Below are 21,048 nucleotides of genomic sequence, written 5' to 3' on the forward strand. Positions count from 1 at the left end.
TCCCCCCGCCCACCTGGCCAGGACCTGTTCATGATCAACGGGACATGGTGGCGGACGGCTCTCGGCGAATGCCGCCACCATGTCCCGTTGAACCTGGCGGTAGCCGAGAATGGGGTGGTGACAGGAGAATTCGTTCGCCTTCTCGATGACCGTGCGCTGGAGCGGTCATCAGTGGTGGCGAACAATGCGATGAATCGGGGGCGGGGACTGTCCGGAGTGAACAGTTATGCGCGGGACCTCGGGTTCGACCCCTACCAGCGGCTGGTCGATAGGTTGCGCAGCGATGCGGGTGCTTCGATCAGCTGGATCGACATGTGCTGCGGTTCGGGCCGCGCACTGCTGGAAGCCGAGGAACTGTTCGCACGGGAATTCCCCACAGCCGACTGCTCGCTGCTCGGAATCGACCTGATCGACTACTTTCTCGCGACCCCACGCACCCCGCGTTTGCGGCTGATCGCGGCGAGTGCACACGATTGGCGACCCAATCACACCGCTGACCTGGTCACCTGCGTGCACGGGCTGCACTACATCGGCGACAAATTAGCCCTGTTATCCGCGATGGCGCAGTGGACAGCGCCCGGCGGATCGTTCGTTGCCCACTTCGACCCGGACTTGATCCGACACTTCGACGGTTCCTCGGCGGCACGCAAGGTTCTGGCGGGACTCCGCGCTGCCGGGCTGACCTACGACCGCCGCCACCGTCGCGTATCGGCCCACGGACCGCGACCACTGCATTTCTCGGCGATCTATCGCGGAGCCGACGACACCGATGGACCTGGTTACACCGGGCAACCCGCGGTTGCGTCTTACTACGACTGGTAAGCCACCAACGAAGGCGGCCCACCGGCCTGCGATACCTTGGCGATCCTGCTGCGGGATCAGCCCATGTACTCGGCGAGGCCGATCGGCGCATTGATTGCGCCGATCGGCCTCGCCGGGACTGTATGGGGAAGCTAGCTCGTCGGTCTGGTGCCGATGTTCCTCAGGGACAGCCCGTTAGGCGCAATTGCTCGGGGCGGGCCTGCCGTCGAATCGGCCGTCGAGCCAGTTGATCATCGACGGAAAGCCGAGTACGGCCGCGGTCAGGTGGTCGGGGCTGGGGAAGAGTTCGGACTCCACCGGCACGCCCGCGCGGCAGTAACGGCGGACGGTGTTCGTGATCGCATCCAGCGGAATGACGTTGTCCTGCGGGGAATGCCACTCGAAGATCGGCGCGTCGGGCACACCGTCGTAGAGTTCCACGCTGTTCTCGTCCGCCACCGACCAGGCTTTCGGATCATGGGCGAGGACAAGGTCTTTCGCGTATTCCGGCAGGCTGTGACCGACACCTTTCGCGAGCAGTTCGTTGGTGCAGCTGTTGGCGATCGACCTGGCGGCCGCGAGCCCCTTCTCGTTCAACGCGCTGCTGATCGGCAGCCGGTCGGGGTATTCGCGCTCCATCCCGAGCACGGCCGCCATGCCGAGGCCGAACGCCGGGTGCTGGTTGTGCCCGATGGCCCAGCCCATCGTCGTCAAGTTCATCGGGGTGCCACCCTCGGCGGCGCCGACGATGTTCAGCTCGGGCGCGTACTTCGGCGCGAGCGCGGCGGCCCAGGCGGTCGCCATGCCGCCACCGGAGTAACCGGCCAGCGCGACCGGGCTCTTGCCGACCGCGAGCTGCGGCAGTCGCTGCGCGGCGCGGACTCCGTCGAGGGTGATCTGGCCACCCAGTTTCGCTGCGCCGTAAGCACTCGTCGGGCCGAGGTGATCCGGCAGGGTAACGGTCCACCCACGCAGCAGCGCGACGTTCAACACCGGCGCGAACGGGACGATGAAGTTCGGGTCGTTGGCGTAGAGCGAGTGCGAGATCGCGCACTGGGTGCCGAGCCCGTTGATGATGTGCTGAAAGGACAGCAGCGGCGCGTCCGGCCGGTGACCGCGCGGGGTCACCACCGTGGTGGTGGCCGCGATCGGCTTGCCCTGGGAGTTGGTCGAGCGGAACTTGATCAGGGTGACCGTTGCGGTGGGAAAGAAGAACAGCGGCGGCATCGGACGGGTCTCGAGCACGTCCCCGGGCGCCTTGCTGGCGATATCCGCCGGTGCGGCGTAGAACGGGTCCGGGTCCGGATTCGGATAGATCGGCTGGGCGTGCGCGGTGACCGTCCCGGCGGAAGCCATGACAGCGCTGATCGTCAGCGCGCCCAGCACCGCGAGGATCGGCCTGAATTTCCTACCGCCGCCGACCGGCCGAAATAGTCGTCTACCCACTGGTGTGATACCTCCGCTGCATCGCAAGAATTGTCAGGTGATCCGGTGAACTGATTTCGCGCGCGCGACACGCCAAAAGACCCTAACCCGCCGCAAGAGATAGTCGAAGCGGTACGAAAGTGTCGTAGGTTACATGCGGTTCTTATATCGAGAACGCTGTGCGCAAGTTGTTACGACCACGCTGGTATCAGTGCCGATGACCAGGCAGTTTCCCATAGCAACAATGAATCCATCGGCGCTGTGTAGGCCAACTTAATTTGTCTGTAGTTTTCCTGAAAAAGGCTTCCCAAGTCAGCGGTAATTGTCCGAATCTGGCGTACCCCTAAGTTGTCCATCTCGTTGCTGTCGTTCGGTCAGAGTAATGGTGACGACCGCACCGGTCTATCCGTGCGCGTACCGACGCGAAAAATTCACGCGCCCCTAACGAGGTGCTCCGGCGGAATTCACCGCGCGTGGGTCACGACCACCCCGGCAGCCCCCACCCGCTGCGTCACGGCCCACCGGATGCGGGAATAATGAACTGCTCCCAGACGATTGGACCCGATCATGACTAGCGCTGATTTGTTGGTCGATGCCTTCGGCCGAGTTCGAGAGAACGTCCACGCAGCGGTGTCCGGCCTGACCCGCGACGAGCTCGCGGCCCGGCTCGACCCGGGCGCCAATTCCATTGCCTGGCTGGTCTGGCATCTGACCCGGGTGCAGGACGACCACATCGCCGACGTCGCGGGTAGCGAGCAGGTCTGGACGGCGGCGGGCTGGGCCGAACGCTTCGGCTTGCCGTTCGACGACGCGGCCACCGGCTACGGCGACAATCCCGACGACGTAGCCGAGCTCGGTGCGGTCTCGGCGGATCTACTCCTCGGCTATCACGATGCCGTGCACGCACGGACGGTCGACTACGTCTCCGGACTCACCGACGCCGACCTCCCCCGCGTCGTGGACACCCGCTGGGATCCCCCGGTCACCCTCGGTGTCCGGCTGATCAGCGTCGTCGACGACGACATCCAGCATGCCGGTCAGGCCGCCTTCATCCGTGGAGTCTTGTTGCGCCGCAGATAAACCCGCCCCACCGGTTGGACGTCGGGGTACCGAATCAGGGTGATCCCTGATGGCAGCGGGGAAACCGGTCTACATACTCAATTAGTCGATATCGACTAATTGAGTTTGCGGAGACGCCCCATGACAGTTCAGGCCCCCACCCGTCCGAAGACGCCCCCCGCCCGCGGTCCAGAACCGCCGCGCAGTACCCGAATCATGTTGTGCGGCTTCATGTTCCTGGCCGTCGCCGCCGCCGTGCTGCCGCCGGTCTTTCCCGCCGCTTTGCCGACGCTGCGCGTCCCGATGTGGTACCTGCTCGCCGCCCTCAGCGGCGGCCTCGCGGTGCTGATCACCGCACGACCAACCACGCCGCGCTCGGTACTGCTCACCCTCGGCTGGCTGCTGGTCACGTCGACCGTGCTGCAAGCATTTGTCGTCGGGGACCTGACCGCGATGTTCGCGACCTGGTTGACCGTGCCGATCCTCGCACTCCTCGCCGGGCAACTGCGGCCGAGGCCACGCAAGGCGCTCGTCGCCGCGCACGTCGTCGCCTCGGCGTGCTGGGTCGGTATCGCCCTCACCGTCGCGGCCATGTCGGTGGTCGCGATGACCACCAGCGACATCGAGACCAGCCGGGTGAGCTATGAGCTGATGGCGACCTTCGACATCACCCTGCTGCCGTGGGCGAATTTCGCCACGATCCTCACCGGCCTCGCCCTCGGCATGACCACGAGTTGGGGTCTGATCCGGTACTACTGGGTAGCTATCAAACTCGCCATCGCGGTGGGAATCCTGTTCGTGGCGTTCGGCTTTCTGCACGACGCACTCGAGCGCGCGGCGGCGGAGGCCGAGCACCTGGCCGAAATCGGCGGCACCACCGCGCAACTCGGTTCCGCCGCCGAGGTGGCCTGCTGGGGCTTCGGCGGTTCGACCCTCAGTCTCGTTGCGGCGGTGCTGCTCTCGCTGTACAAGCCAGGCGGCAAGACCAGGCGTGGCCGCCGACTCCGCCAGGGCGGTCGCCGCGACCAGCAGATCCAGGCGGTGATCGCCGATACGCGCACCATCGCCGACGGCACGGTGGCACTGACCCTGCAAGCCACTGGCGACCGGCCATTGCCGAGTTGGCGGCCCGGCGCGCACATCGACCTGGTGCTGCCGTCCGGCCGGGTGCGCCAGTACTCGCTGTACGGCGACCCGGCCGAGACCGGCACCTATCGGGTAGCCGTGCTGCGCGAACCGGACGGGCGCGGCGGCTCGACCGAGATCCACGGCTTGCCGACAGGCACGCACCTCGGTATTCGCGGCCCGCGCAACAACTTTCCCCTCGTCGAGGCCGCCACATACCTGTTCGTCGCAGGCGGAATCGGTATCACGCCTTTCCTGCCGATGATCCACCGGCTATCCGAAGCGGGCGCGGACTGGCGGTTGATCTACCGCGGGCGATCACTGCCGACGATGGCATTCGCCGACGCACTCACGCACCAGTACCCGGACCGCGTCACGCTGCTGCCCGCCGACACCCATCCCCGACCGGACCTGGACGACCTGCTCCGCAACGCCCCCGAAGGCGTCGCGGTGTACTGCTGCGGCCCCGAAGAACTACTCACCGCAATGGAATCCGCGATGGCACAGTGCCCGCACGGAACACTGCACACCGAGCGCTTCGCCGCGAGCAACCGCGCCGCCGAAAACCCGAATACCCCGTTCGAAGCCGAGCTGCGACGCTCGGGTGTACGGGTCCGCGTGCCGGCCAACCGCACCCTGCTGTCAGTCATCCAGGACATCGACCCCACGGTGGACCGGTCTTGTGAGGACGGTGTGTGCGGGAGCTGCGCCACCCGGGTGCTGGCCGGAACTCCCGAACACCGCGACGACGTCCTGCAAGCCGGTGAGCGCGATCGCGTCGATATCATCTACCCCTGCGTGTCTCGCGCCCGCGGCGCGCGCATCGTGCTCGACGTATAGGAGTGGAGGGAGGGTCCCGTGGCCGCTCGACGGGACCCGCTGCACAATCCGCTCGCCCTCGTCGTACTCGCGTATCTGATCGAACGGCCGATGCACCCCTACGAGCTCGGCAAGCTGCTCAAAGAGCGCAACGCCGATCGCAGCATCGAGTACAAGCACGCTTCGCTCTATATGGTGGTCGACCAATTGACCCGGGCCGGTTATCTCGAAGCGCAGCACACCGAACGCGCCGGCCAACGCCCCGAGCGCACCGTCTACCGCCCCACCGAGTCAGGTAAGTCCCGACTGCTGGAGCGGATGCGCGAGATGGTGTCGGTGCCGAGCACCGAACACCGGCAATTCGAGGCGGCCCTGTCGTTGATCGTGGTGCTGCCGCCGGCGGAAGTGCCCGGGCTACTGGCCCAGCGACAACTCGCCCTCGCCGAGCGAGCCGAACAGCAACGCTCCATCATTCGCGCGGCCGACGACGTCGACCCGCTGTTCCTCATCGAATACCACTACCGGCTCGAATTGATCGAGGCCGAACAACGATTCATCGAGCGCTTCCGCGACCTGATCCAGCAGAACCCGTCGGCCCTCGGTCAGTTCTGGCAGCAACTGCACTCCCCTTAGGCCGCGGCCGGGGGCCAGTTCCTGAGGACGGTGTCGAGGGCGTCCAAGGCCCTGGCCCAGGAGTCCTCCACATCGCGGGGATGGCTGTGATAGCGGCCCGCGGTTTCCAGGCTCACGTATCCGAAGAAGGTGCCGTGCAGTAGGCGAATCGCATCGGTTTGGTCGGGCTCGGACAGGTCGTAGCCGCGCAGGATCGCCCGGGTCATCTCCGCGTGGCGGCGTGCCGCGCTGGCGGCCGCCGTCTCCGGATCCAGGTCGAGTTGGGTCGCGGCGTACCGGCCCGGGTGCTTTTTCGCATAGTCCCGATAGGCATTGGCGAAGGCCACCAACGCGTCCTTGCCCGCCCGACCCGCCAGCGCGTCGGCGACATTGTCAGCGAGCTCCGCCAGTGCCAGCACCGCCACCCGCACCCGCAGGTCCCGCGCGTTCTCGAAGCGTGAGTACAGGCTGGCGTCCTTGACGCCGAGTCGCCGGGCCAGCGCCGAGACGGTCACGTTGTCGAAGCCGACCTCGTCGGCCAGCTCCGCCGCCGCTTGGATCAAGCTTTCGCCAGTCATCCTCGCGCGTGCCATGCCGTTCTCCTCATGTGCCTAAAGCCTAAGTCATTTGCCTAGTGATCCTAGGTAGTTTAGCGTATATACTTGTGAAATCAGCTAGCGAGTGTGACCAAGGGCAGACCTCCATCACCAAGGCTCCGGTTTCCCGCACCACGCGCCCGACCGAGTTCGGCCGGATCTTTCCGCCGGACGAGAGCTGGCTGGCACAACAGGCGCCCGAAAACATCCTGTTGCCCGAATTGCCCATCGTCGACCCGCATCATCACCTCTGGTACCACCCTGGATTCCGTTATCTGCTGGAGGAATTCGCCGCCGACACGGGCAGCGGCCACCACGTGATCGGGACCGTCCACGCCGAGTGCATGTCGGCCTACCGCGCCGACGGGCCCACGGAACTGCGGCCGGTCGGCGAGACCGAGTGCATCGCGACCTTGGCGGCGGCCGGCGACGCGGCGGGCGGCCCGACCAGGGTGGCCGCCGGGATCATCGGACGCGCCGACTTCGACCTCGGGCCCGACATCGTCGACAACGTCATCGAGCACCACATCACCGCGGGTCGGGGTCGCTTCCGCGGCCTGCGGTACGCGGCGAGCTGGGACGCGAGCGCGGAGATAAAGCTCGGGCATCCCGGTGCTCGCCCGCATATGCTCGCCGAACCCGCCGTTCGGGACTGCGCGCGGGTGGTCGCGGACCGCGATCTGACACTCGATCTGTGGATCCTGTTCCCTCAACTCGCCGACGCCGCCGAGCTGGCCGATGCGATTCCCGACCTGCGGCTGGTGCTCAACCACTGCGGCGCACCCCTGGGCTTCGGCCCCTACGCCGTCGACCGGGACGAGCACTTCGCCACCTGGGAACGCGGCATCCGGGAAGTGGCGCGGCGGCCGAACGTGGTCTGCAAGCTCGGCGGCATCCTGGCCACCGCCGCCGCCTATGACTACCGCACCGCGTCCGCACCGCCCACCTCGGAAGAGCTTGCCGCCCGGTGGCGTCCGTGGTTCGACACCTGCATCGACGCCTTCGGTCCACAGCGATGCATGTTCGAAAGCAACTTTCCCGTGGAGAAGATGGGGACCGGGTACGCGACGCTGTGGAACACCTTCAAACGACTCGCGTCCGGCGCCTCGCACACCGAACTGACGTCGATGTTCTCGGAAACCGCCCGCCGGACATACCGACTGGCGCTGTGACTCTCCGTGACCTCGTAAGGAACCCCACCATGACAGACTGGATCACCACCCCGATCGCATCCCCCATCCTGCGTGGCGCGCTCGATCTGGAACACACCGCGCACGGCGTGCTGCCACACCGGCTGCCCGCGTGGGCGCGCAAGCAGTTCCCCGACAACTATCTGGCGATGGTCGAGGCCCAACCCACCGGCGTGCGGTTGGCTTTCCGGACCGAGGCGACCGCCATCGAGCTGGACGCACTGCCCACCAGGATCGTCTATCAAGGCGCGCCGCCGCCCCCGAACGGCGTGTACGAGTTGCTCGTGAACGGTGAGCCCGCCGGTCGCGCCAGCGTGCCGGGCGGCACCCGGCACATCACCGACATGGCCACCCAATCCACCGTCACCGAGCCCGGTTCGGCGGGCACCATCCGGTTCACCGGGCTGTCCGCCGACTCGAAGGATGTCGAAATCTGGTTGCCGCACACGGAGATCACCGAATTGGTCGCGCTGCGTACCGACGCACCGGTCGAGGTGACCGCGGACCGCGGCCGCCCGGTGTGGCTGCACCACGGCAGTTCGATCAGCCACGGCGCCAACGCCGACCGGCCGACCGCGACCTGGCCCGCGCTGGCCGCCGCCCGGGGCGGGGTCGACCTGATCAACTTGAGTCTGCGCGGCAACTGCCTGCTCGATCCGTTCGTCGCGCGCACCATCCGGGACACCCCCGCGGACCTGATCAGCCTCAAGATCGGCATCAACCTGGTCAACACCGACCTGATGCGATTGCGTGCCTTCATCCCGGCGGTGCACGGCTTCCTCGACACCATCCGCGAGGGTCACCCGAGCACGCCGCTGCTGGTCGTCTCCCCCATCCTCTGCCCCATCCACGAGGACACCCCGGGCCCCGGCGCCCTCGAATTCGACGGCAAGCGCGTGAGTTTCCGTGCGCTCGGCGACCCGGCGGATCGGGCAGCCGGGCGGCTGACCCTGAACATCATCCGCGACGAACTCGCCCGCCTCACCAAGCAGCGCGCGGCCGACGACGCGAACCTGCACTATCTCGACGGCCGTTCGCTCTACGGTGAACCGGACTTCGTCGAGCTGCCCCTGCCCGACCAGCTCCACCCGGACACCGCCACCCACCGCCGCATCGGAGAACGCTTCGGCGAGTCGGTCTTCGGTGACGATGGCGTGTTCGCCGCCGTAGCTGGCTGAGCAGCTGACGGCGCTGTCTCGACGACCGCGACGGCCGTATTCGGGACCCGCCGCGAAACCTGGGCAGGCACCGAAGCCGCGGCGCCCATCGTTCCACCGGCCGAAACTGTCGCGCCCGAACACTTTCCGGAGTTCATCGCGTGGGCCCGCAACCACCGTGTCGCTCACGGTGTACTTCCACGCGGACAACGACCTGCTCGCAGACCAATCCGATCGTCCGGTGCTCGCCACCGCCCGGTCCCACCGATTCGGCCACGGGTTCTTCGACCAATCGGCGCACCTCTGGGGACACGACGGAGCGCTGCTCGCGACGAGCCACCAGTTGGTGTACTTCAAAGGCTGACCGCGCGGGCGACGAGGGTTCGGCCGTTCGAAAGCTCTCGAATGTGCTGTGGCGCTTGATCAATTGAAGCTGACCGAATGGGCGGTGACAAAGACAACAAGGTGTCAACCGGACTGTTCTGTTGCGGTCACTCGCCGGACAGCTCGGGGGTCTGGACTCGTGGCGAGAAAGGGGTGAAGTTATGCGTCCAACCCCCATTGCCTGCATGACCATTGCCGCGATCGCTGCCGGCGTCCTTGCTTCGCCGACCGTCGCGGCCGAGCCGAGCGGTACGCCGGGTGCTCGCTACCCGGTCTCGTACCTGTTCAACGATGCGGTACAACGAGAGGCGGAGCATCCCGGCGCGCCGCCGACCGGCGCGAACGATTGGGCGTGCAAACCCAGTGCGCGCCATCCCGATCCCATCGTGCTGGTACACGGCGGGCCGGAGACCGTGCGGTTGGACTGGGGCGCGCTCGCCCCGCTGCTGGCGAACAACGGCTACTGCGTATTCGCCCTGACTTACGGTGCGATCCCGGGGATGCCCCCGCCGCTCGGCGTGCTCGGCGGCCTGCTGCCGATCGAGCAGAGCGCGCAGCAGTTGCGTGATTTCATCATCAAGGTGCGATCGGCGACCGGGGCGCACAACGTCGACATCGTCGCGCACTCGGAAGGCAGCCTGGTTGCCGACTACTACGCCAAGTTCCTCGGCGGGGCCAACAAGATCGGCCGACTCGTCTCGATCGGGCCGGGCTGGAACGGCACCAGCTCCCTCGGGTTCGGGGCCCTCTTCACGGCGCTTGCCGCCAGAACGCGGCTGACGCCGGTGCTCAGCGCCGTGGTGGACCCGGTCTGCGCCGCCTGCTTGCAGATCCAGACCGGCTCGGAATTCCTCCGCAAGCTCACCGCCGGTGGCGCGGCAGTTCCCGGCATCGCCTACACCAATATCGTCACCACCCACGATGAATTCGTGGTGCCCTACTCCAGTGGGCTGCTGGAAGGTCCGGACGTCGCCAACCATGTCGTCCAGGACTACTGCCCCGGCGATCTGACCGACCACCTGCTGCTGCCCTATGACAAAGTGGTCGCCCAGCTCGTGCTCAACGCACTGGACCCGAGCGACACCGCACACCCCACTTGCACGAGTACTCCACCGAACAGCTGACCGCCACAGCGCGACAAAGGCGCCGCCGGACTCGTCGTCGAGTCCGGCGGCGCCGCTCTGGTCTCGAGGCTTCCGAGAACGCTCGGCTCGCGGGCAGTAGCGCCTAGCCGCGTGCTACCAGCGGCCCTGACCGACCAGCTGGCGGAAGAAATCGTTCACCGGCGCGTCGAAGCCGTTGCTCCACGGATCCCAAGACGAATCACCCCCATTGTTCGACGGCGAATCGAACCCATTACTCCACGGATCCCAGGACGAGTCAGCTCCGTTGCCCGAGTCGGCGGTGCCCCACGGATCCCACGACGAAGCACCCCAGGGATCCCACCAGTTGCCCCCGCCGCCGGGAGCTGAATCGGTGTTGTCACCCCACGGGTCCCAAGACGAGTCACCGTTATCCGAGCCCTCGCCCCAGGGATCCCACGAATCGCCGCCATTGTCCGAAGGTGAATCGGAGCCGTCACCCCATGGATCCCACGGCGAATTGTCCCCATTGTCCGGAGCGCCATCGGAGCCGTCACCCCAAGGGTCCGCGGGCGATCCGTCGCCCGAAGGCTTGTCGCCGCCGCCATCCGAAGGCTTACCGGGCTTGGGCTTACCGGCCCCATCATCGGAAGGCTTACCGCCGCCGGGCTTGTCGGCGTCGCCCTTCCGATTGGACGTACCGAAATCCTGTGTCCAGTAAGGCGTGCCATTGCCGCTCTTGGCGTAGCCGACGCCGATGTCGCGGAGTCCACAGTTCAGGATGTTGGCACGGTGACCCGAGCTGTTCATCCACGCATCGACTACCTCGGACGGACTTCTTTGTCCCTCGGCGATATTCTCCGCCCAGGTCTGCGCCCGATAGCCCGCCGCGCGGATCCGATCACCCGGATCGCCTTTCGACGAGTTGTGATCCAAGAAGCCGCCCGCGGCCATATCCTCCGTGTGGGCCTGCGCGGCTTCGGTGAGCTGAGGGTCGGCTTTCAAGGCGGGACAGCCGGCCTTGGCGCGTTCGTTATTGGTGAGGCTGACCACCGCGTCGGCGGCGGATTGGCCGGATGGCGCGGCCTGGGCCGCGGGTGCTCCGGCAACGGCGCACAGCGCGAAAGCCGATACGCCGACCGCGGTGGAAAAGGTCAACATTGTTGCAGGAGAAAAACGCACAATTTCCTTCGAGAATCGTAATGCTCAGCTGGCCGGATATCAGTTGCTGGGACCGAGCGAGAGCGGACTCCACTCGTTGTCCTCGGCGGGCGCGACCGTGGCGTGCCGCGCCTTCGGGCTCGGGGCCTTCGGGCTCGGGCTGCCGTTGCCGCCCGTGAGCAGCTGGACCAAACCCTGCGCCAGTACTGGGCCGACCTCCTTGGCCAGTGCCTTCAGCACGGTCTCGAGCGGACCGGCCAGCGCCGCACTGCCGGAAGCGAGCTCGCCCGCACTGCCGGTGAGCGCCGAGCTTCCGCTGCCGCCGCCCTTCGCCAGCGCTTCGAGAGCGGAGCTACCGGTGTTCAGGATCGAACTGCCCGCGTCGAGCAGATCCGCGTCGCCCTTATCCGGCTTGGCGGTGTTGCCCGGCTTACCGTGCTTGCCGGTGCCACCCGGCTTGGCGGCCGGTCGATCGGTGCGCGGCGACGGTCGCTTGGCGGGCGTGGGAGTCACCCCGTCCGGACGGCTGGGGTGCTGGTAGGAGGCGGGCACCACCGCGGTCGCCGCCACCTGCTTCGGCGGCGCCACCCACACGTCGTCGCTGACCGTCGCGTTGGTCTTGTTCGCGATGGCCTGTCCCGCACCGGCATTGGCGGACACCGCCAGGCTGATCAGCGTGGCCGTCGACAGCACTGCCACGCGCGCAGGGACGACATTATTTCGTGGTGCGCTGTGCTTCCCCATGAGACGCCTTCCTTCGAAAATGATCGATGGCGAAGCCGACAGCCCACCGCTTGGTACGACCGGATTCGAACTTGCTGGTCGGAGCCGTTCGACCGCCGCTCTGCGGTCAAGTACGCGGCGTCACGGGCTGCCGGCTTCCGTTTCGGAGCGTAGAACTCGCCGGAGCGGCGAACAAGCAAGGCCGGGCCTTCTTACATCGAATCAAGATCCGATTAAGAGACACTTCGGACATGCGATCACAGCCAGATCACACAACCGAGGTAACCGCCGATCACCGCGAGATCACATTGTCGTTGCAGCTCACTGCCTACCCGATTTCTCGGTGAATTATCGTGAATGCGAAGCCCATGTCGGAATTGTCCGATCAGCCCCGGTTGTTAGCCGAACTTACATCGCTTCAGCTTTCCTTGAATTAGCACCATACCAAGGCCCTTTGTGGTCAAAATGGTTGCGCGCCGGGTTCCTTCGAGTACGCAGGAAGGACACCACCCACCGGCCACCGAACAGCGATCCCCCCAGGTAACAGGTGTGCGCAAGTGATTCAGTTGAAGCTACAAAGTGATACAGACCACAGGCAGGTTTAGCGTGACGTAACGTTTGACGTAGCGATCGCCGCAGTAGATACTGCTTGCACACCAATCGGCGTTACATCTCGAAGGCAGACCTTTCCGGCACTCGCCAACATCAATTCGCGGATGAACGCACAGTAAACGAAAGAATGTGATGTGCTTGCCGGTCGATGTCGACCGACACTTGCTACGACTCGGCGACGGAATGCTCACTTAATTTTCAGTGATGGACCGAAGGTGCGGCGAATGAGCCGACGGCTCGATACGAAGGTTGCCGATGTCTGATTACCCCTTGCTTACCGCTAATACAATCACGCTGCGACAGTTCGATTACTTCGTGAACTCGGTGCAACTGGGTTCGCTGTCGGCTGCGGCAAGGAGGTTCGGAATAACCCCGTCCGCGATGTCGCAGCAGATCGACGCGCTGGAGAGTTCACTCGGCCGCAAGCTGTTCGATCCACGGTCGCGGCGGTCGCGGCTCACGAAGTTCGGCCGGGAGTTCTTCGCCCAGGCCTCGGATGTAGTCGATTCCGCCCGGCAGGCGATGGCCATGGGCCAGACCTTCGGTGACGGGGTGATGACCGTCGGCACAACACCGACGATCGCCCAGAAACTGCTGCCGCCGCTGATCTATCGAATGCGCCACGAGCGCAATATCGACAGCATCGAGGTGCGCTCGTTCACCGACCTCCGCGAGTTGTACGCGACGCTGGACGAGGGTGCGCTCGATCTCGCGGTCGGACCGCTCGAGCAGTCCACCTCGAAGGTCGTGCACTGCTTCGGCGAGGAAGAACTCGTTGTCGTCTGCCATCACAGTCACCGGAACAGCTTCGACGGTTCGTGGAAGCAACTGGTCGAGGCGCCGTGGATTCGCTGCGGGTCGAATTCCGATCTCACCGACGCCGTTTCGCGGGAGGCGGGCCGGGCCGGGGTGCATATCCGTTTCACGGTCCGCGCGCCAGACGTGACCACCGCACTGAGCCTGGTGGAACACGGCGTCGGAATCGCCTTGGTGCCGAAAATGGCGCTGCACGGATCGTCCAGGCACGTCTCCATTATTCGACTGCCCCGGCCGATCCGGCGTGAACTGACCGTGCACGCCAGAGACAAGTCGCAGCACGTAGAGAAGTTCCTCGAGGCGATCACCGATTCCGACCTCGTCCGAAAGTTCGGGGCCGCAGGCCTGTTGGAAACCCGCAGGCCGGAGTCGGCAGTGGTGCGCCGCGAACCTGTACCCGCACAGCCGCTGTCGAACTGAGGTCAGCCGCGCGGTCGTGCCGGTGCCCCACCGGCACGACCCGGACAACGAAAAGTGCCGCAGGACCAGACTTTCGGTCCTGCGGCACTTTTGGTCTGAACCTTCAGCGGTTCACCGGTATTACTTGGCCGGCGGCACGAACGGCTGGTTGATCGTGGTGAAGTACTGAATCGCCGCACCGATCGCGAATGGCGCGGTGATGAAGATCTGGCCCGCGATCGTGCCGAGCGCGCCCATGGCCGCCGCGCCACCGAGGCAGCCCGCGATGATGCCACCGACGAACGGACCGAACAGGCCGACGATGGTGCCACCGACGACCAAGCCGCCGAGCGCGCCACCGAGCACACAGCCGACCGCCGCGCCGCCGAGCCCACCCACCAGAGTGGCGATGCTGGCACCCAGGCTGATCGTGCCGGTCATCCGGCTCCAAGCGGCCTGCTCACGGTCGTACTCGCTCTTCCACGGCGCCTTGTCCTCGAACGGCAGGGCGACCGGCTTGTAGACGGCCTTGTCCATCGCCAGCTGCGGCGTCAAAGTTGCGGTGCGGCCCGCGATGTCGGCGGCGATGGGGAATTCGAAGTCGTCGACCCGGAACTTCAACGGGGTACCCGCGACGACGGTGCCGTCGGCGGCCTTGATCTTCAGCGCGTCGTCCTCGACGACGATGGAACCGGCATCGATGGAAACGATGGACTGCGTGTCGGTGGCCTGGGCGGTGAAATTGATCGGCGCGTCAGCGGCCGGTTCGGCGATCGCGGTGCCCGCGGTGACGCCGAGCGCGGCGATCAGCAGCGTGGCCGTCGCGGCAAAGTTCCTCATCAGCATTCTTGGAAATCCTTCATGGGTATGGTCGGGACGCCTGAGCTTAGGTTAGCCACACCTAATCCTGTCAACACCGTCGTTTCCGCATCGAGAGCCGGCTACCGGTATGCGGGACCGTCCCGGCGGCCAAGGCGGACACCGGGATACCTACCACCGCCGGTCGGCGGCTCACGGATACGGCGTGGCGCTACCTCCCCGCCCGTTCGCTCGATCGATCGGCCCGTGCGCCGGACCGCGCGATGGACCTGACGATCTCACCGGTCCGTACCGCGATATTGGACAGCAGCGACGACGAGAGCCCATGCGTGTGCTCGGTGCCGCCCTGCAGGTAGATGTCGCCGGGCAGCGGCGCGGTCGGCACCAGCCGATAGTCCCGCGTCACCTGCGGTCCGGCGGTGTCGAAGGCCACCGATCCGGCCACTTCGCCGAGCAGGCCACGCACATCACCCGGCCGGAAACCGGTGGCGCACACCACCGCATCGCAGACCAGCGTCTCGGTGAGCCCGGTCGGGCCGTGCGTCACGTCGACCCGCACCCCGGCAGCGGAATCATCGATGCCGGTGACCGCCGAGGCGCCATGCATGAACAGTCGCCGGGTGCCCGCCACCCGTTCGGCGTACTCGTGCCCGTACAGCTGCTCGATCAGCGAGGGCTCCACCGCGGAGTAGTTGGTGCCGCGGTGGTAGTTCATCAACTGCTTGCGCAACTCCGGTGAAGCCGCGTAGAAGTCGTCCACCGCCGCAGGGTCGAAAACCCGGTTCGCGTACGGACTGTCGTCCGCGGGGCTGAGCCCGTATTTGCCGAAAACCGCGTGCACACAGGAATCCCGATACGTCTGATGCAAGTGCCCGACCACTTCGGCCGCGCTCTGCCCGGCCCCGATCACCACGAACCTGTTGTGCCGCAACCGTGGTAGCGCGTCGAGCTGGGGCAGCAGCCGATGACTGTGGAACACCCGCTCGGTCGCCTCGACGCCGTCCGGCAGGCGTGCCGAAAGGCCCACTGCCACCACGATATTCCGGGCCCGCAGCACACCGTCGGTGCGGCCGCTGAGCCGGATCTCGAAGCAGTCACCGGTCGCGGCGACCGAGACCGCCGTGGTGCCGAAGTCCACCTGGACGTCCACCGTCCGTGCGGCCCACCGCAAGTAGTCCTGGAACTCCAGGCGCGTCGGACGGAAGGTCTGCAGATTGATGAAGTCGGTGAGCCGGTCGTGCTCCTTCAGATAGTTCAAGAAGCTGTACCGGCTACGGACATTGCGCTGCGTGACAAGGTCTTTGAGGAACGAGATCTGCATCGTCGCGCCGGGCAGCAGCATCCCGGGATGCCATTCGAAGCGTTCTTTCGCCTCGACGAACCGGGCGGTGAGCCGCTGGCCCGGACCGAGGTCGTGGTTGTGCTCCTCGAGCGCGATCGCCAACGCCAGATTCGATGGTCCGAAACCGATCCCGGCAATGTCGACGATCTCGTCCGCGGATTCGACCGTCATGCCTGATCCGCGGGTGCGAGGACATCGAGCCAGACGCTCAGCACCGGCTCGGCGGCCAGGGTCGCGAAATCCGCCTGCTCGGCGCCACCGGACCGCCACTTCTCCACCAGCGACATCAGCCGCACCGAATCCAGGCCCGCGTCCGTCAGATCCGCGTCTTCCGGCACCTCGTGCGGTGCCACGCCCAACGCGGCCGCGACATCGGCGATCACGTCCTGGCGCCCGATCGTAGCCGGCGTACTCATGGTTCTCCTCCGTGTGTTCCGCAGGCCCGCGTCAGGCCGCATTCGATTGCCGCAGCGCGTATTCCAGCGCGTCGGTCGTCGTTACCGCGCCGCATCGGCGGGCGACGTAGTTCATCGCCATCACGTGTTCGTCGCGCCCGAAGTCGGCGGTCGCGTCCAGCACGACGAACGGCTTGATGTCGTTCATGAACGCGTCCGCGGCGCTGAGCATGCAGCCCATGTGGGCGTACACCCCGGTGATGACGAGTTGGTCGCGGTTGTAGTGATTCAGCAACTCGCGCAGGTCGGTCCGCTGGAAGGCGGAGTAGCGCCACTTGGTGACCTGAATGTCGGCCGGGCCCGGCGCGAGTTCGGTCACGACTTCGGTGGCCGGTCCGTTACTCAGCCCGCTGCCCCAGAAATCGGCGAGAATGCCCCGGCGCGAAGGATGTTGATCGCCGGGCTGCATGGTGTAGATGACCGGTATACCCGCTGCGTTGCACTGCTCGCGCAGGCGCCGGATGTTCGCGGTGACGGTCGCGATCGGATCGCGGTCCGCCTGGTACGCGTCGATGAAATACCGCTGCATGTCGTGGATCAGCAGCGCGGAACGCGACGGATCCAGCGACCATGGCACCTGATTGGCGACGACGTCTTCGCGCGCCGGAATCGAATACGGTGCTATCGGCGGGATGGCCAACAGTCTTCTCCTGTTCGGTGGGTCGGTGCGGTCGGTCAGGCGTCGAATGTCGCGCCGCCGTCGACGCGCAGGTCGTGCATGGTGATGTGGCGGGCCCGGCTGGAGGCCAAGAAGTAGATGCCTTCGGCGACGTCCTCGGCCTGCGCCACCCGGCGCAGCGGAATGCCGAGGCGGAAGTTCTCGGGATCACCCGCGAGGACCCGATCCCGCGCCGCCTCGGGCAGTTCGGCGGCATCGTCGGTCCACATGCCGCGCAGCATGGCCGTGTCGGTGGAACCCGGCGACACCATGTTCACCCGGACACCGCTGGCGGCGACCTCGAGCCCGAGAGCCATGGCGAAAGCCTTCGAAGCCGCCTTGGACGCGCCGTAGGCCGCCATGCCGACCCGAGGGGTGGTGGCGGCATTCGACGTGACGACCACGATCGAGCCCCCGCCGCGAGCGGCGAGCACGGCGGCGGCGCGCCTGGTGACGTTCATCGTCCCGGTCGCGTTCACGGCGAGGCAGCGATCCCATTGCGCGCCGGTCAATTCCGCCACCGCACCCGTTTCCAGAACGCCCGCCGCGTGCACGACGGCTTCGATCGGACCGATACGCTCGACAGCGGCGGCGAAGGCCCGGTCGACGGAGTCCGCATCGGTCACGTCCACCTGCTCGGCATGTGTGACGCTCGCCACGCGGGTCGAGTGGATCTCGGTTGCGGTGCGGTGCACCGACGGATCGTGATCCCAGAGCACAACCGGCACGGCCGACCTGGCGGCGAAGATCTCCGCCGCCGCCCGCCCGATGCCACCGGCGGCTCCGGTGATGATCACACCGCCACCCAAATCACTCTCCCTGAACATATGCTTAGCCTAACCTTAATTCTTCATAGAAGTAAACCGGAGCCGTTTCGGTAAGAAGGAGTTCGAAAGTGCCGTCCCAATCCGACCTAACCCCTTGGCCCGCAGCGGAAGTCGAAACCTACCGAGCGCTGGGGTACTGGACCGGCGAGACCTTCGGCGACATGCTCACCGCCCGCGCCACCGCGACGCCGGACGCGATCGCCGTGGTCGACGACCGGAACCGCTGGACCTACGCCGAGCTCGACGAACGCGCCAGGTCGCTGGCGTCCGGGTTCCTCGGCCTCGGCATCGCGCCGGGCGATCGAGTGCTGGTCCAGCTGCCCAATATCGCCGAGTTCGTCGAGGTGATCTTCGGACTGTTCTACGCGGGTGCGCTGCCGGTCTTCTGCCTGCCCGCGCACCGGCAGTCCGAACTGATCCCGATCGCGCAGGCCAGTGGTGCGGTGGCGATGGTGACCTGCCACCACCACCAGACCTTCAACCACGCCACCCTCGCCGCGATTCTGCGCGACCACGCCGCCGACCTGCGGCACCTGATCATCGTCCCGGACCACAAGCGACCCGCGCTGCCGGGCGGCACGCATGCCCTCGACGACCTGCGGGCCGCGCCGCGCGATCTGCCTGCCGTCGCCGCCTCCGACATCGCGTTCCTGCAGCTCTCCGGTGGCAGCACCGGAATTCCGAAGCTCATCCCGCGCACGCACGACGACTACCTGTACAGCGTGCGGCGCAGCGCCGAGCTCTGCCGCCTCGACAGCAGCAGCGTCTACCTCGCGGCTTTGCCGGTGGCGCACAACTTCCCGATGAGCTCGCCGGGAATCCTGGGCGCGCTGTGGGCGGGTGGCACCGTCGCGTTGGCCATCGATCCCTCCCCCACCACCGCGTTCAGCGCGATCCAGCGGTTCTCGGTGACCATCACCGGACTGGTGCCGCCGCTGGCCAGGCTCTGGGTGGAGCGCGCGGAAGCCAGTACCGCCTATGACATTTCGAGCTTGCGAGTGCTGCTGGTCGGTGGCGCCCGCTGTCCGGACGAACTGGCCCGCCGCCTCGGCCCCGCTCTCGGCGTAACCGTGCAGCAGGTGTTCGGCATGGCCGAGGGTCTGGTCTGCTACACCCGGCTCGACGATCCCGAGGAAGTGATTCTCGGCACCCAGGGCCGCCCGATGTCCGAGCACGATCAGGTCGCCGTGGTCGACGAGCACGGCGATCCCGTCCCGCCCGGCACGGACGGACTTCTGATCACCAAGGGGCCGTACACGATTCGCGGCTACTACCGCAATCCCGAGGCCAACGCGTCGTCGTTCACCGAGGACGGCTGGTACCGCACCGGTGATGTCGTGAACCTGCGCGCGGACGGCAACCTGGTGGTCAAGGGCAGGCTCGGCGACCGCGTCAACCGTGGCGGCGAGAAGATCTCCGCCGAGGAAATCGAGGCGCATCTGTTGGACCATCCGTTGATTCGGGACGCGGTGGTGGTGTCGGTCCCGGACGAGCGGCTGGGCGAGCGCAGTTGCGTGTTCGTGCTCGCCGCCGACCCCGCCACCCCTCCCGCGCTCGGGCAGATCCGCCAGTTCGTGCGCGAGCGCGGCGTGGCGACCTGGAAGATTCCCGATCTGCTCGAGGTCGTCGACAGCTTCCCGGAGACCGGCGTCGGGAAGATCAGCCGTCGCAGCCTGCGGGCCGAACTGAGTGCGCGAGCGGCCAATTCCTGAAGAACCGGCCGCCCGCGGTCAGTCGCGGCGATCGCCGACCGGTTGGTCGGCGATCGCGGTGGCCGACCAGACCGGACGCAGCGCGGCGCACAGCAGCACACCGAGAACCGCCGCACCGCAGCCGTAGACGAGCAGCGCCGTGTCGGCCGCGAAGTAGTTGCCGAGCACACCGGCGACCAGCGACCCGACGGCAGTGCCCGAAACCGCTTGCACCAGCCACAGACTCGATACCCTGCCACGCAGGTCATCGGGCGTGTGCTGCTGTAACACGGCGAAGCGGAAGGTGTCGTTCACCGCCCGGCCCAGCCCGAACCCGGCCAATCCGAGAACGGCGAAAATCGTTGTGCCGCCACCTCCGACGACGATCAACGCGATCGGCAGCAGCGCCACCGAGGCGAGCAGGGCCCGACCGTTGCGGTGCACCCGTCCGGTCCAGCCGCTGGTGAACAAACCCACCAGCGCGCCGGCAGCGGGTGCGCCGTACAGCAGGCCCAGGACCGCGGGCCCGGTACCGAGCACCGTGTCGGCGTAGGCGGGCAGCAACACCATCGGCCCGCTGACCAGCATGACCGCCATACCGACGAGCAGCGTCCCGCGCACCACCTGGTGGGTGGCGGCGAAACGCAGCCCCGTCAACAGCGCCCGCCACGGGGGCTCGTGCACGGTTCCGGTGGGCGGATGGGCCCCGACTTCCTGGAACAGGGTCACCGTCAACGCGGTAGCGCCCGCCGCGACGAAGTAGGTCACCGACACTCCGCCCGCGGCGATGATCACACCGGCCAGCCCGGGTGTGACCACGGTGCCCAACTCGGTGGTCAGGGTCATCAGCGCACCCGCCGCCGCCAGCCGGTCCCGGCCGACCAGCGCCGGGGTGAGCGCCATCAACGCCGAACTGCTCACCCCGCCCGCCACGCCGTCGAGCACGGCCGCGCCATAGATCACCGACAGCATCGGATGATCGAGCAGCGCGTTGACACCGAGGATCACGAAGCCGAGCCCCGCGAGCGAACGCGCCAGCTGAATGGTGCGTCGCCGATCGTGCCGATCGGCAAGCACCCCGCCGGACAGGCTGCCCGCGAACATCGCGACCGCGGTCACCACCGACACACCCGCGACATGCAAGCTCGACCCGGTGAGCTGGTAGACCTGCACCGGCAGCGCCACCATGAGCAACCCGATGCCGAGCAGCGAGATCAGCCGTGCCGCAAAGACATAACGGAAGGCACGGCTGTCCCGCAGCGGTGAGACATCGATGACCAATCGGCGCAGCACGA

19 protein-coding genes and 1 pseudogene are annotated in these 21,048 nt (G+C 66.6%); 10 read left to right on the top strand and 10 right to left on the bottom strand.

Translation table 11 applies throughout. The features are described 5' to 3' along the window. Positions 1 to 30: 30 nt before the first annotated feature. Positions 31 to 822: a class I SAM-dependent methyltransferase gene (locus ACFK0J_RS30425; RefSeq protein ID WP_378733138.1), complete on the top strand. Its 792-nt coding sequence runs from the start codon at positions 31 to 33 to the stop codon at positions 820 to 822. 174 nt (positions 823 to 996) lie between these two features. Here ACFK0J_RS30425 and ACFK0J_RS30430 read toward each other — a convergent pair whose 3' ends face one another. Further along, positions 997 to 2,157, bottom strand: a complete 1,161-nt coding sequence (locus ACFK0J_RS30430; protein WP_378733140.1) for a lipase family protein — start codon at positions 2,155 to 2,157, stop codon at positions 997 to 999. A gap of 636 nt (positions 2,158 to 2,793) precedes the next feature. Between ACFK0J_RS30430 and ACFK0J_RS30435 the strand changes: the two genes are divergently transcribed. From ACFK0J_RS30435 to ACFK0J_RS30445, 3 genes are all read left to right on the top strand, one after another. Then, entirely contained in the window at positions 2,794 to 3,306 is a 513-nt protein-coding gene (locus ACFK0J_RS30435; RefSeq protein ID WP_378733142.1) for a DUF664 domain-containing protein, read from the top strand. A gap of 120 nt (positions 3,307 to 3,426) precedes the next feature. Further along, entirely contained in the window at positions 3,427 to 5,250 is a 1,824-nt protein-coding gene (locus tag ACFK0J_RS30440) for a 2Fe-2S iron-sulfur cluster-binding protein (protein ID WP_378733144.1), read from the top strand. Positions 5,251 to 5,268: 18 nt separating this feature from the next. Further along, positions 5,269 to 5,862 carry a PadR family transcriptional regulator gene (locus tag ACFK0J_RS30445; protein ID WP_378733146.1) on the top strand — a complete coding sequence of 198 codons (594 nt, stop codon included), beginning with the start codon at positions 5,269 to 5,271 and terminating at the stop codon, positions 5,860 to 5,862. Here ACFK0J_RS30445 and ACFK0J_RS30450 read toward each other — a convergent pair. Next, positions 5,859 to 6,434, bottom strand: coding sequence for a TetR/AcrR family transcriptional regulator (locus ACFK0J_RS30450; protein WP_378733148.1), 576 nt, complete (start codon positions 6,432 to 6,434; stop codon positions 5,859 to 5,861). The two genes, ACFK0J_RS30445 and ACFK0J_RS30450, sit on opposite strands and share 4 nt — an antisense overlap. Positions 6,435 to 6,505: 71 nt before the next feature. Here ACFK0J_RS30450 and ACFK0J_RS30455 point away from each other — a divergent pair, with 71 nt between their 5' ends. From ACFK0J_RS30455 to ACFK0J_RS30470, 4 genes and pseudogenes are all read left to right on the top strand, one after another. Next, positions 6,506 to 7,609: an amidohydrolase family protein gene (locus tag ACFK0J_RS30455; RefSeq protein ID WP_378733150.1), complete on the top strand. Its 1,104-nt coding sequence runs from the start codon at positions 6,506 to 6,508 to the stop codon at positions 7,607 to 7,609. Between the two features lie 29 nt (positions 7,610 to 7,638). Continuing rightward, entirely contained in the window at positions 7,639 to 8,805 is a 1,167-nt protein-coding gene (locus ACFK0J_RS30460; protein ID WP_378733151.1) for a GDSL-type esterase/lipase family protein, read from the top strand. A gap of 6 nt (positions 8,806 to 8,811) precedes the next feature. Beyond that, a pseudogene (locus ACFK0J_RS30465) lies at positions 8,812 to 9,148 on the top strand (thioesterase family protein); the annotation flags it as partial. Between the two features lie 205 nt (positions 9,149 to 9,353). Then, positions 9,354 to 10,292 carry a lipase family alpha/beta hydrolase gene (locus ACFK0J_RS30470; protein ID WP_378733153.1) on the top strand — a complete coding sequence of 313 codons (939 nt, stop codon included), beginning with the start codon at positions 9,354 to 9,356 and terminating at the stop codon, positions 10,290 to 10,292. A gap of 114 nt (positions 10,293 to 10,406) precedes the next feature. On the opposite strand, the gene ACFK0J_RS30475 is transcribed toward ACFK0J_RS30470, so the two are convergent. Together ACFK0J_RS30475 and ACFK0J_RS30480 are read right to left on the bottom strand one after the other, a co-directional pair. Continuing rightward, a complete protein-coding gene (locus ACFK0J_RS30475; RefSeq protein ID WP_378733155.1) occupies positions 10,407 to 11,411 on the bottom strand; it encodes a CAP domain-containing protein in 1,005 nt (334 codons plus the stop codon). A 60-nt stretch (positions 11,412 to 11,471) separates the two neighbouring features. Then, positions 11,472 to 12,110: a hypothetical protein gene (locus ACFK0J_RS30480; RefSeq protein WP_378733157.1), complete on the bottom strand. Its 639-nt coding sequence runs from the start codon at positions 12,108 to 12,110 to the stop codon at positions 11,472 to 11,474. A gap of 891 nt (positions 12,111 to 13,001) precedes the next feature. Here ACFK0J_RS30480 and ACFK0J_RS30485 point away from each other — a divergent pair. Next, positions 13,002 to 13,982: a LysR family transcriptional regulator gene (locus ACFK0J_RS30485; protein WP_378733159.1), complete on the top strand. Its 981-nt coding sequence runs from the start codon at positions 13,002 to 13,004 to the stop codon at positions 13,980 to 13,982. A 120-nt stretch (positions 13,983 to 14,102) separates the two neighbouring features. On the opposite strand, the gene ACFK0J_RS30490 is transcribed toward ACFK0J_RS30485, so the two are convergent. The 5 genes from ACFK0J_RS30490 to ACFK0J_RS30510 form a co-directional block, all read right to left on the bottom strand. After that, positions 14,103 to 14,807 carry a hypothetical protein gene (locus tag ACFK0J_RS30490; RefSeq protein WP_378733161.1) on the bottom strand — a complete coding sequence of 235 codons (705 nt, stop codon included), beginning with the start codon at positions 14,805 to 14,807 and terminating at the stop codon, positions 14,103 to 14,105. Between the two features lie 184 nt (positions 14,808 to 14,991). Beyond that, on the bottom strand, positions 14,992 to 16,293 hold the full coding sequence (locus tag ACFK0J_RS30495) for a lysine N(6)-hydroxylase/L-ornithine N(5)-oxygenase family protein (RefSeq protein ID WP_378733163.1): 1,302 nt from the start codon (positions 16,291 to 16,293) through the stop codon (positions 14,992 to 14,994). Beyond that, positions 16,290 to 16,538 (bottom strand): phosphopantetheine-binding protein, encoded by a 249-nt coding sequence (locus ACFK0J_RS30500; protein ID WP_378733165.1) that lies wholly within the window; start codon positions 16,536 to 16,538, stop codon positions 16,290 to 16,292. Before ACFK0J_RS30500 ends, ACFK0J_RS30495 begins: the two co-directional genes overlap by 4 nt. A 31-nt stretch (positions 16,539 to 16,569) precedes the next feature. Continuing rightward, entirely contained in the window at positions 16,570 to 17,217 is a 648-nt protein-coding gene (locus ACFK0J_RS30505; protein WP_378733167.1) for an isochorismatase family protein, read from the bottom strand. 35 nt (positions 17,218 to 17,252) lie between these two features. Then, positions 17,253 to 18,062 (bottom strand): SDR family oxidoreductase, encoded by an 810-nt coding sequence (locus ACFK0J_RS30510; protein WP_378733169.1) that lies wholly within the window; start codon positions 18,060 to 18,062, stop codon positions 17,253 to 17,255. A 161-nt stretch (positions 18,063 to 18,223) separates the two neighbouring features. Between ACFK0J_RS30510 and ACFK0J_RS30515 the strand changes: the two genes are divergently transcribed. Next, positions 18,224 to 19,774 carry a (2,3-dihydroxybenzoyl)adenylate synthase gene (locus ACFK0J_RS30515; RefSeq protein ID WP_378743150.1) on the top strand — a complete coding sequence of 517 codons (1,551 nt, stop codon included), beginning with the start codon at positions 18,224 to 18,226 and terminating at the stop codon, positions 19,772 to 19,774. A gap of 18 nt (positions 19,775 to 19,792) precedes the next feature. Here ACFK0J_RS30515 and entS read toward each other — a convergent pair whose 3' ends face one another. Further along, positions 19,793 to 21,046 (bottom strand): enterobactin transporter EntS, encoded by a 1,254-nt coding sequence (entS, locus tag ACFK0J_RS30520; protein WP_378733171.1) that lies wholly within the window; start codon positions 21,044 to 21,046, stop codon positions 19,793 to 19,795. Positions 21,047 to 21,048 lie beyond the last annotated feature (2 nt).

Origin of the sequence: Nocardia brasiliensis, assembly GCF_042691675.1 — a bacterium.
GTDB classification, from domain to species: Bacteria; Actinomycetota; Actinomycetes; order Mycobacteriales; family Mycobacteriaceae; genus Nocardia; species Nocardia brasiliensis_D.